Source organism: Mycolicibacter senuensis (genome assembly GCF_003284925.1).
Lineage (GTDB): Bacteria > Actinomycetota > Actinomycetes > Mycobacteriales > Mycobacteriaceae > Mycobacterium > Mycobacterium algericum_A.
On the sequence record NZ_QMEX01000128.1, the window covers coordinates 1 to 10,228 of the forward strand.

Sequence of the window (10,228 nt, forward strand, 5' to 3'; positions counted from 1 at the left end):
CCGCTGCCGGAGATGACCACGACCTTCACCGCGGGCCGGGCGTCGAACCAGCGGGCCGCTGCCACCAACTCCTCGAGGGTGGCCGTGCTCAACGGATTGAGTTTGTCCGGGCGGTTCAACGTGATCGAGCCGCGCGCACCCGCGGCTACCACCGCCAGCGTGGTCGCCTGCTGCGATTCCATTTCGTCGACGTTAGCGCCGCGGTGGTGGCGTTGGTTCCCGTTTACCCTCATCTGGCCGATCGTCGCCTACGGTGAAGCCCATGCCGATTGCCGTCACCGAGTTCAGCCTCCTCGAGCAGACCGCATTTCTCACCGCCTACGCGCGCGCCCTCGACCACCGCGCCGAGACGCCGATCCTCGGCGACGCGTTCTCCGACCGGGTCGTCGGTCTGATCGACTACGACTTCGCCGGCTTGCGGATCCCGGCCAGTGTGGTGCGCCAAACCGCCCTGCGCGCCAAGATGCTCGACGACCGGGCGCGCCGGTATACCGCCGCGAATCCGGAGGCCGTCGTGGTGGATCTGGGGGCCGGCCTCAACGAGCCGCTGGCACGGGTGCAGCCGCCGGCGGGTGTCGACTGGTACAGCATCGATCTTCCGCGTGTGGTCGCGTTACGCGGCAAGCTGCTAGGGGCCCGGCCTGCAGAGCACGTCATCGCGGCCGATCTGACCGGCGCCGATTGGACCGCCGGCATCCCGGCCGGCCGGCCCACCATGGTGATCGCCGACGGCCTGTTCGCGTTTCTCACCCAGGCGCAGGTCACCGCGGTGTTCGGGCAGCTCATCGCCCACTTCGGCAGCGGTGAGCTGGCGTTCAACGACTATGGCCGGGTGGGGCCGCTCAGCTCGCTGTCGATGAAGCTCGCGCCGCGCGGCATGTTCAGTCTGCTGCGCCACGTGTGGGCCAACCCCGGTTTCACCGACCCGCACACCCCGGAGCGGTGGGAGCCGCGGCTGCGCCTGGTCGAGCAGGCCTGCCTGGCCCATGCCGCCGAGGTCGACGCGTTCCCCGGCGCGGCCCGCACGCTCACCCGGGTTGCCGGCCGGTTCAAGTCGGTGGCCGGCAAAGCCCGCGTGCTGCGTTATAAGTTCTGAGCCGAACGGTTAACCGATCAGGTCACAGAGACCAAGGAAGTCACACGGGTTGAAGTCCAGCGCGGCGAACGGGTCGTTGGGGATGAGGTACTCCGGAATCTCCGGGGTCCAGGAGTGGAACAGGCTGTTCCACAGTTGCAGTGGAGCGTCATCGCCGAATTGGATCAAGCCCGCCGAGACGCCCTTGAGGGGATCGGTGACCACCGAGTAGGTCAGATCGTTGGCCGACATCACCCAGTAGTTCAGATCGTGCGGCCCCACGCCATTGATGGTGAGGTTGGTGAACGCGCCGTCGAAGAGGTTGATCTGGTAGATCGAGGCTCCGGACAGGTAGCCGAAGTTGCCCAGCACACTCAAGTCTTCGGGGGTGTCAGCGTTAGGCATGAAGTCACCGAACTGGTACGCCGAGGTCGAGTAGAACGAGTTCCAGAAGTCCTCGATCTTGATGTTGTAGCCACCGACCGCTTCGCCGTTCAACTCGACGTTGTAGAGCTGGTCGCCCTTCCAGTCGGTGATCCACGGGCGGATACCTTCGTAAGACCAGTCGCGGCCCACGCTCTCCCGAGTAAGGGGCTCCATCACCAGGCAGACCACCCCTTCACAGGTTTCGTAGGGGCCGTCCCAACCGGGCACCGGGCTGGTGCTGCCGGACTCACCCGCAGCGTTGGCGACCGACATTGGCAGCACCAGCGCGGCGAACCCAGCAGCGACGCCCACCCCGAGCAGGGTAAGAAGACGGCGCGATTTCCACATGACTGCCTCCGTTGAGCTTGTTGCAAATGTGTACCTGTGAAGCTCAGGTGACCAAACGTTACACTTGTGTTACCCGATTCACATCCGAATCTGACGTATTTTTTTGTTAGCACTGAGCGTGCAGTTTGTTCAACTTCGACACCCTATGTGCTGCTCCACGGTTACGCCACCGCTCCGTACTCGCTGGGGTCGAAGTCCAGCCCGGCCCACGGGTCATCGGGGATGAGGTAGTCGGGCACCGCGACATAACTTGGGTTATCGAGACTATTCCACAAGAAGGTCGGTGCCGCATCACCGGCGTACTGGATGTAGTCCTGGCTCGCGCCGTCCAGGGTCACCACGGTGTTGACGTAGCCCGGCGTGGTGACGATCCAGTAGTTGGCACCGTTGGCCGCGTCGTTGATCGTCACCTGGTTGACGGCTCCGAACGTGGTGATGTACACCGTGGTTCCGCTCAGATCGGCGAATGCGCCCGGGTCTGCCTCCTCACCGGTCGGGGTGAAATCCCCGTAGGTGTAGGTAGAACTGGACAGGAACGGCGACCAGTAGTCTTCGACCTTGATGTCGTAGGTTCCGGCGTTCACGGTCGAACCGTCGGCTTCGGTGACCGCGACGTTGTAGGCCTGCTCGCCCTTCCAGTCGGTGAAGTACGGCCGGAAACCGCTGTAGACCCAGGTGTCCGGGTCGTACTCGGCCATGACCAGGCAGGTCGCCCCGTCGCACGTCTCGTAGGGCCCGCTGTCGGCGCTGCCGGCGTGGGCGAGCGCGGCCGGCATCACGGCGCCGCCGAGCAGGGCGGCTGCCGCTCCGACGAGCAGAGCAATAACGCGATGTCGCACAGGCATCACAAATGGTCCCCTTCCCCCCAGGTCACACCAGTGGTGTGAAGTTTCAGACGTTACACGGTGATGCGGCGTTGTTATCGGAAACGGACCTAAACGTTACGTTTAGGTTCAGCGGTCGGCAGCCGCGCAGTTCACGCCGCCACGGGGCGGCGGGTGAACACCGCAGCTACAGGCGTCGATGGACGGGCAGGTGCACCGCATGCCCCACTCGATGACCTCGCGGGCGCGGGCCAACGACTCCAGCTGGGCGTCGATCTCGGCGAGCTTCGCCTGCGCCAGCGCGTGGCTTGCCGGACGCCCGGGCGCGTCGTCGCCGAACAACAGCGCAACCTCATCCAGGGCGAAACCCGCCGACTTGCACAGCCCGATGATCTCGAGTCGCGCCAGCACCGCCGCGTCGTAGCGACGTTGTCCGCCCACCCGCCGCGGCGCGGTCAGCAGACCGACTTGCTCGTAGTAGCGCAACGTGGTGGCGGCAACACCGCTGCGGCGGGCGACCTCGCCGATCGTCAGCGAGTCGGACATGCGGCCTCCTGGACGCCTTGACTTAGAGCCAACTCTAAGTTGTTCACTGGCGTCATGCCCGGACAACGACTCGACACACTGCGCCGCACCCGTTATGCGCTGCTGCGCTCCTACCGCCGCGACGGCACACCGGTGGACACCCCGGTGTGGTTCGCACTGGATGGCGACGCGGTGCTGTTCCGCACCAAGATCGGCCCGAAGACCCGCCGACTCGCGCTGCGCCCGGAGGTCGAACTGGCCGCCTGTGACTACCGCGGCCACCGTCGCCCCGGCGCGGCAGCGGTGGCCGGCCGGGCCAGCGTCCTGGCCGGCGAGGAAGCCGAGACCGCGAACCGGATACTGCACCGGCGCTACGGGTGGCAGTGGAATATCGTGCCGCTCATCAAGATTCCGGGCGTGATTAATGTGCACCGTGGCCTCGGCCTGGGCGAGAAGTTGCGGCGCGCCCGCACCCCCACGCTGTGGCCGGACAGTGTGATCGTTCGGGTGGAGCTCTAACCGCCCAGACACCCCGGCCCGAGCAGCGCCTTGAGGTCACCCATCAGCGCCGACGACGGCGTCACCCGCAGTGACGGGTCCAGTTCCAGCACGGTGATCCGCTCCCCGCTGATCAGCCGCAACTGCACCTGTGCCGTTCCGGGATGGCGGGTCAGCACCTGTTTGAGTGCGCTGACCTTGTCCATGGTGCATTGCCGGGTCGGCAGACTGACCGCCAGCGGGCGATCCGCGGCGTTGGCGGAGAAGTCCGGCACCACCAGCTCGTTGGCGATCAGCGAGATCCGGTCGTCTCGGATGTTCACCTTGGCGCTGACCAGCACCACGGCGTCGTCGACGACCTCGGCGCCGTAGGCGGAGTAGGTCTGTGGGAAGAACATCACCTCGATGCCGCCGGTGAGATCCTCCAATTGCGCCGATGCCCAAGGCAGCCCGTTCTTGTTCACCCGGCGGTTCACCGATGCCAGGATCCCGCCGACCCGCACCTGGGTGTCGGAGGCGATGTCGCCCTCCAGGATGGCGGGGATCGGGGTGTCGACCTGAGCGGCCAGCAGATGAGCGATGCCGTTGAGCGGGTGTCCGGATACGTAAAGTCCGAGCATCTCCCGTTCCAGGGCCAGTTTGTGCTTGTCGCCCCATTCTTCGTCGGGCACCCGGATCCCGAAAACCGCGTCGGCTCCCGCGCTGTCGCCGTCCCCGCCGCCGAACAGATCGAATTGGCCCATCGCCTGAGCCTTCTTGGTGCCCAGCACCGAGTCCACGGCGTCGGTGTGCACCAGGAACAGGCCCTTGCGCGGATGGCCGAGCGAGTCGAAGGCGCCGGCCTTGATCAACGACTCGGTGACCTTCTTGTTGCAGGCTGCGATATCGATCTTGTTGAGGTAGTCGGAGAAATCGGTGAAGCGGCCCTTGTGTGTTCGGGTGGCGATCAGTGAACCGACCACGTTGGCGCCGACGTTGCGCACCGCGCCCAGCCCGTAACGGATGTCGGTACCCACCGAGGCGAAATTCAATTCGGATTCGTTGACGTCCGGCGGCAACACGGTGATTCCCAGCCGGCGGCAGTCGGCCAGGTAGATGGCGGCCTTGTCCTTGTCGTCACCGACCGACGTCAACAAGCCGGCCATGTATTCGGCCGGGTAGTTGGCCTTCAGATACGCCGTCCAGTACGACACCAGGCCGTAGCCGGCCGCGTGCGACTTGTTGAACGCGTAGCCGGCGAACGGAAGAATGGTGTCCCACAACGCCTTCACGGCCTTCTCAGAGAACCCGTTGGCCGTCATCCCCTCGTAGAAGCCCTTGTACTCGGCTTCCAGTACTTCGAGCTTCTTCTTGCCCATGGCCTTGCGCAGCGCATCGGCCTTGCCCATCGTGTAGGAGGCCACCTTCTGGGCGATGAACATGATCTGCTCTTGGTAGACGATCAGGCCGTAGGTTTCGGCGAGGATCTCGCGCAGCGGCTCTTCGAGCTCGGGGTGAATGGGTTTGATCGCCTGGCGGTTGTTCTTGCGGTCGGCGTAGTCATTGTGGGCGTTCATGCCCATCGGGCCGGGCCGGTACAGCGCCAGCACCGCGACGATGTCGTTGAACTCGGTGGGCTGCATGCGGCGCAACAGGTCACGCATCGGGCCGCCGTCGAGCTGGAACACCCCCAGGGTGTCGCCGCGGCCCAGCAGCTCATAGGTGGCCGGGTCATCCATCGGCACCGACTCGAGATCCAGATCGATGCCCCGATTGGCCTTGATGTTCTCCAGGCAGTCCCCGATGATCGTCAGGTTGCGCAGGCCCAGGAAGTCCATCTTCAGCAGGCCGATCTCTTCACACGACGGGTAGTCCCAGCCGGTGATGATGGCGCCGTCCTGCGGCCGTTTCCACAGCGGGATCACGTCGATGAGCGGCTCGGAGCTCATGATCACCGCGCAGGCGTGCACACCGGCGTTGCGGACCAGGCCCTCGAGGCCCCGCGCGGTCTCGTAGATGGTGCGCACATCGGGATCGGTGTCGATCAGGGTGCGGACCTCGGCGGCCTCCTTGTACCGCTCGTGATTGGGGTCGGTGATACCCGACAGCGGGATGTCCTTGGCCATGATCGGCGGCGGCAGCGCCTTGGTGATGCGGTCGGCGATCGCGTAACCGGGCTGGCCGTAATGGACACGGGCCGAGTCCTTCAGCGCCGCTTTGGTTTTAATGGTGCCGAAGGTGATCACCTGGGCGACCCGGTCGCTACCCCACCGCTCGGCAGCATAGCGCACCATCTCGCCGCGCCGGCGGTCGTCGAAGTCGATGTCGATGTCGGGAGCCGACGGCCGTTCCGGGTTGAGGAAGCGTTCGAACAGCAGCCCGTGCGGGAGCGGGTCGATGTTGGTGATGCCCAGCGCGTAGGCCACCAGCGATCCGGCGGCCGAGCCGCGGCCCGGGCCCACCCGGATGTTGATCGAACGCGCGTAGTCGATCAGGTCCGCGACGATCAGGAAGTAGGACGGGTATCCCTTGCCGCAGATGACATCGATCTCATAAGCGGCCCGATCGGTGTATTCGGCCGGCACCCCGGCCGGAAAGCGCCGTTGCAGCCCGGCCGCCACCTCGTGGCGAAGCCACGAACCCTGGTCGTGGCCGTCGGGAACCGGGAACACCGGCATCCGGTCGCGCGGCGCCCACACGTCGGCATAGGACTGCACCCGCTCGGCGATCAGCAGGGTCGAGTCGCACGCCTGCGGCAGCTCGTCGTCCCACAGCGCACGCATCTCGGCGGCCGACTTCAGGTAGTAGCCGTCGCCGTCGAACTTGAACCGGGTGGGATCCGACAGCGTCTTGCCCGTTTGAATGCACAGCAGCGCCTCATGGTTCTGGGATGCGTCGCGGGTGACGTAGTGGCAGTCGTTGGTGGCCAGCGCCGGGATGCCGAGCTTGCGGCCGACGGCCAGCAGCCCGTCGCGAACCCGGCGTTCGATCGCCAGGCCGTGGTCCATCACCTCCAGGAAGTAGTTCTGCGGCCCGAAGATCTCCCGCCATTTGGCGGCCGACTCCAGCGCCTCGCGGTCCTGGCCCAGCCGCAACCGGGTCTGCACCTCTCCCGACGGGCAGCCGGTGGTGGCGATGATCCCCTCGGCGTGCTCGGCGATGATCTCGGCGTCCATCCGCGACCATTTGCCGAGCTGGCCCTCGAAGGAGGCCAGCGAGGACAGCTTGAACAGGTTGCGTAACCCGGTGGCGTTCTCGGCCACCATTGTCAGGTGGGTGTAGGAGCCGCTGCCGGAGACGTCATCGCTCTTCTGGCCGGGATCCCCCCAGTGGACCCGCCGGGTGTCGAACCGGGAACCGGGAGCGATGTAGGCCTCCACCCCGATGATCGGTTTGATACCGGCTGCGGTGGCGGAGTTGTAGAACTCACTGGCGCCGAACATGTTTCCGTGGTCGGTCATTCCGATCGCCGGCATCTCCAGACGCTGCGCCTCGGCCAGCATCGGGGCGATCTTCGCCGCGCCATCGAGCATCGAGTACTCGGTGTGGTTGTGCAGGTGTACAAACGAAGATCCCATAGGTCCGCCAGTCTATGGCCGGGCACCGACCGAGCCGGGCGTGTCGCCGGGTGTGTCTTGCCGGCGGGCGTTTCGCGCGACAGCGGCCGCCGCCGTGCACTACGTTGAAGTTCGTCTGAAGCGGAGGAGACACATACATGAGCGTGTACCGGGTGATCGACATCATCGGGACCAGCCCGTCGTCTTGGGAGAACGCCGCGGCCGAAGCGGTGCACCGCGCCAAGCAAACCATCGATGACATCCGCGTCGCCCAGGTCGTCGAGCAGGATCTCACCCTCGACGACAAGGGCGGGATCATCTACCGCACCAAACTGCGGATCTCGTTCAAGATCCGGCCGCCGAAATCGCCGCGCGACTCCGGCTGACCGCCCCGATGTCACGTAGCTTCGACGACCTGGTCGCCGAGGCCGCCGCCGCTCCGGTCGACGGCTGGGAATTCTCCTGGCTCGACGGCCGCGCCACCGAGCAGCGGCCGTCCTGGGGCTACCAGCGTCAGCTGGCACGCCGGCTCTCGGGGGTGGCGGCCGCCGTCGACCTGCACACCGGTGGCGGCGAGGTGCTGGCCGGTATCGAGCGGTTCGGCACGTTCCCCCCGACCATGGCGGCCACCGAATCCTGGCCGCCGAATGCCAAACGCGCCACCGAGCTGCTGCATCCGCGCGGGGTCGTGGTGGTGGCGGTGCCCGACCGGCCGCCGCTGCCGTTCGGCGACGAAGCCTTCGACCTGGTCAGCAGCCGGCACTCGCTGGAGACGTGGTGGTCCGAGATCGCCCGGGTACTGCGGCCCGGCGGCCATTACTTCGCCCAGCAGATCGGGCCGGCGACGATGCTGGAACTCAGCGAGTTCTTTCTCGGGCCGATGCCCGGCAAGGGCGCCCAATACGAGCCGGAGGCGGTGCGGGCCGGCGCGACGGCCGTCGGCATGGAAATTCTCGATCTGCGCCTCGAGCGGCTCCGCGCCGAGTTCTTCGACGTCGGCGCGGTGATCTACTTCCTGCGCAAAGTGATCTGGACGGTGCCCGACTTCGCCGTCGACGACCACCGTGACCGGCTGCGTGAGATGCATGAGCTCATCGAGTCCCGGGGCCAGTTCGTCGCGCACGCCACCCGGGTGCTGGTGGAGGCCAGGAAGAGCTGAGTCAGCGCCGCAGCACGTCGAGGGCGTGCTGCAGATCTGCCGGATACTCGCTGGTGATCTCGATGCGCCGACCGTCGCCAGGGTGGGCGAAGGCCAGCGAGTGGGCATGCAGCCACTGGCGTTCCAGCCCGAGTTTTTTCGCCAGCGTGGGATCAGCGCCGTAGGTGAGGTCGCCGCAGCAGGGATGGCGCAGCGCGGCGAAATGCACCCGGATCTGGTGGGTGCGACCGGTCTCCAGATGCACGTCGAGCAGGCTGGCCGCGACGAACGCCTCCAGCGTGTCGTAGTGGGTGATGCTGTGCCGGCCGTCGGCGGTGACGGTGAACTTCCAGTCGCGGCCGTGGTGCCGGCCGATGGGTGCGTCGATGGTGCCGCTGGACGGATCCGGATGGCCCTGCACCAGTGCGTGATAGCGCTTTTCGACGGTGCGCGCCTTGAAGGCGCGTTTCAGCGCGGTGTAGGCCCGCTCGGAGATCGCCACCACCATGACCCCGGAGGTGCCGACGTCCAGCCGGTGCACGATGCCCTGGCGTTCGGGGACCCCGGAGGTGGTGATCCGGTAGCCGGCCGCCGCCAGCCCGCCCAGCACGGTGGGTCCGGTCCAGCCCACGGAGGCGTGGGCGGCCACTCCGGCGGGCTTGTCGACGGCGACGATGTCGGCGTCGGAGTACAGGATCGCCATGCCCTCGACCTCGGCCGGGGTGTTCTCCAACGGGGCCGGCGCCTCGGGCAGCCGCACGTGTAACCACGCCCCGGCGGCCAACCGGTCGGACTTTCCGGCGGGCGTCCCGTCCAGTTCGACGTCGCCGTTCTCGGCCAGCGTCGCGGCAACGGTCCGGGACAGCCCCAGCAGGCGGGCCAGCCCGGCGTCGACGCGCATGCCGGCCAGCCCCTCGGGCACCGGCATGGAGCGTTCAGTCACGACCGGCAGCGTCGCGCCGGGTGTCGTCACCGGCGCGTCGGCGGCCCACCGCGTCGAAGTCGAACCCGAACACCGAGAGGGTGACCAGCAGGATCGCACCGCCGACCACCGCGGGATCGGCGACGTTGAACACCGGCCACCAACCGATCGACAGGAAGTCGACGACGTGGCCCTGCAAGTGCCCGGGCGCCCGGAAGAACCGGTCCACCAGGTTGCCCAGTGCCCCGCCGAGGATCATGCCCAATCCGACCGCCCACCACGGCGACACCAGCCGGCGCGACATCCAGATGATGCCGAGCACCACCGAACTGGCGATCAACGTCAGCACCCAGGTGTAGCTGGTGGCCATCGAGAACGCCGCTCCGGAGTTGCGCACCAGGGTCCAGGTGACGGTGTCGCCGATGATCGACACCGGTTGGCCAGGGGTCAGCAGCCTCACTGCCAGCACCTTGGTGACGACATCGACCAGCAGCACGACCGCGGCCACCGACAGCAGCAGGCCCAGCCGCCGGCGAGGAGCCGGCGCCGGCGCCGCTTCGGTGGCCGGCTCGGTCGAGTCGGTTGTCTCCTCAGTCACGCCCCCATCATTCCTTAACGCGGGTACGGCATGATCGCGGCATGGTGTCCAAGCGCCTCACGGTCATCACCACCGGCGGAACCATTGCCGCCAGCACCGACGCCGGCGGGGTGCGCCGGCCCACCGTCCACGGCGCGGACCTGGTCGCCGGGGCCGGCGCCGGCTCCGCCGAGGTCACCGTGGTGGACCTGATGGCGCGCGACAGCTCGGAGCTGACCCCGGCCGACTGGGGCCGGATGCTGGCCGCGGTGCGAACCGGCGTCGACGGTGGCGCCGACGGGGTGGTCGTCACGCACGGCACCGACACCTGCGAGGAGACCGCGCTCTGGCTGGAGTTG

12 protein-coding genes are annotated in these 10,228 nt (G+C 67.0%); 5 read left to right on the top strand and 7 right to left on the bottom strand.

Annotation, left to right across the window (positions count from 1 at the left end; genetic code table 11):
* A partial coding sequence (locus DQP56_RS19635; protein ID WP_234825740.1) for an enoyl-CoA hydratase/isomerase family protein occupies window positions 1-182 on the bottom strand: 182 nt, incomplete at its 3' end.
* Window positions 183-262: 80 nt separating this feature from the next.
* Here DQP56_RS19635 and DQP56_RS19640 point away from each other — a divergent pair.
* Entirely contained in the window at window positions 263-1,096 is an 834-nt protein-coding gene (locus DQP56_RS19640; protein WP_112688302.1) for a class I SAM-dependent methyltransferase, read from the top strand.
* Between the two features lie 9 nt (window positions 1,097-1,105).
* On the opposite strand, the gene DQP56_RS19645 is transcribed toward DQP56_RS19640, so the two are convergent.
* The 3 genes from DQP56_RS19645 to DQP56_RS19655 all read right to left on the bottom strand — a co-directional run bounded on the left by DQP56_RS19645 (window position 1,106) and on the right by DQP56_RS19655 (window position 3,219).
* Entirely contained in the window at window positions 1,106-1,849 is a 744-nt protein-coding gene (locus DQP56_RS19645) for a hypothetical protein (RefSeq protein WP_133258978.1), read from the bottom strand.
* A gap of 161 nt (window positions 1,850-2,010) precedes the next feature.
* Window positions 2,011-2,694: a hypothetical protein gene (locus DQP56_RS19650; protein WP_133258979.1), complete on the bottom strand. Its 684-nt coding sequence runs from the start codon at window positions 2,692-2,694 to the stop codon at window positions 2,011-2,013.
* A gap of 108 nt (window positions 2,695-2,802) precedes the next feature.
* Window positions 2,803-3,219 carry a MerR family transcriptional regulator gene (locus tag DQP56_RS19655; protein ID WP_112688308.1) on the bottom strand — a complete coding sequence of 139 codons (417 nt, stop codon included), beginning with the start codon at window positions 3,217-3,219 and terminating at the stop codon, window positions 2,803-2,805.
* A 54-nt stretch (window positions 3,220-3,273) separates the two neighbouring features.
* Here DQP56_RS19655 and DQP56_RS19660 point away from each other — a divergent pair, with 54 nt between their 5' ends.
* On the top strand, window positions 3,274-3,717 hold the full coding sequence (locus tag DQP56_RS19660) for a PPOX class F420-dependent oxidoreductase (RefSeq protein WP_112688310.1): 444 nt from the start codon (window positions 3,274-3,276) through the stop codon (window positions 3,715-3,717).
* Here DQP56_RS19660 and dnaE read toward each other — a convergent pair.
* On the bottom strand, window positions 3,714-7,253 hold the full coding sequence (dnaE, locus tag DQP56_RS19665; protein WP_112688312.1) for a DNA polymerase III subunit alpha: 3,540 nt from the start codon (window positions 7,251-7,253) through the stop codon (window positions 3,714-3,716). The genes DQP56_RS19660 and dnaE overlap by 4 nt on opposite strands.
* 137 nt (window positions 7,254-7,390) lie before the next feature.
* On the opposite strand from dnaE, the gene DQP56_RS19670 reads away from it, so the two are divergent.
* Together DQP56_RS19670 and DQP56_RS19675 are read left to right on the top strand one after the other, a co-directional pair.
* Window positions 7,391-7,618 (top strand): dodecin family protein, encoded by a 228-nt coding sequence (locus tag DQP56_RS19670; RefSeq protein WP_013829114.1) that lies wholly within the window; start codon window positions 7,391-7,393, stop codon window positions 7,616-7,618.
* Window positions 7,619-7,626: 8 nt separating this feature from the next.
* The gene (locus DQP56_RS19675) at window positions 7,627-8,391 is read left to right on the top strand and encodes a class I SAM-dependent methyltransferase (protein ID WP_112688314.1); all 765 of its coding nucleotides are present in this window, start codon (window positions 7,627-7,629) and stop codon (window positions 8,389-8,391) included.
* 1 nt (window position 8,392) lies between these two features.
* Here DQP56_RS19675 and DQP56_RS19680 read toward each other — a convergent pair whose 3' ends face one another.
* Window positions 8,393-9,313 carry an RluA family pseudouridine synthase gene (locus tag DQP56_RS19680; protein WP_112688318.1) on the bottom strand — a complete coding sequence of 307 codons (921 nt, stop codon included), beginning with the start codon at window positions 9,311-9,313 and terminating at the stop codon, window positions 8,393-8,395.
* The gene (gene lspA, locus DQP56_RS19685; RefSeq protein ID WP_112688316.1) at window positions 9,306-9,890 is read right to left on the bottom strand and encodes a signal peptidase II; all 585 of its coding nucleotides are present in this window, start codon (window positions 9,888-9,890) and stop codon (window positions 9,306-9,308) included. Before lspA ends, DQP56_RS19680 begins: the two co-directional genes overlap by 8 nt.
* 41 nt (window positions 9,891-9,931) lie before the next feature.
* Between lspA and DQP56_RS19690 the strand changes: the two genes are divergently transcribed.
* The coding region (locus tag DQP56_RS19690; protein ID WP_205868926.1) for an asparaginase domain-containing protein at window positions 9,932-10,228 on the top strand (297 nt) is incomplete at its 3' end.

Bases quoted from the DNA above. Each gene is read 5' to 3' on its own strand.
- DQP56_RS19640 (WP_112688302.1), top strand. From the start codon at position 263: ATGCCGATTGCCGTCACCGAGTTCAGCCTCCTCGAGCAGACCGCATTT.
- DQP56_RS19655 (WP_112688308.1), bottom strand. From the start codon at position 3,219: ATGTCCGACTCGCTGACGATCGGCGAGGTCGCCCGCCGCAGCGGTGTT.
- DQP56_RS19650 (WP_133258979.1), bottom strand. From the start codon at position 2,694: ATGCCTGTGCGACATCGCGTTATTGCTCTGCTCGTCGGAGCGGCAGCC.
- DQP56_RS19670 (WP_013829114.1), top strand. From the start codon at position 7,391: ATGAGCGTGTACCGGGTGATCGACATCATCGGGACCAGCCCGTCGTCT.
- DQP56_RS19645 (WP_133258978.1), bottom strand. From the start codon at position 1,849: ATGTGGAAATCGCGCCGTCTTCTTACCCTGCTCGGGGTGGGCGTCGCT.
- dnaE (WP_112688312.1), bottom strand. From the start codon at position 7,253: ATGGGATCTTCGTTTGTACACCTGCACAACCACACCGAGTACTCGATG.
- DQP56_RS19675 (WP_112688314.1), top strand. From the start codon at position 7,627: ATGTCACGTAGCTTCGACGACCTGGTCGCCGAGGCCGCCGCCGCTCCG.
- DQP56_RS19660 (WP_112688310.1), top strand. From the start codon at position 3,274: ATGCCCGGACAACGACTCGACACACTGCGCCGCACCCGTTATGCGCTG.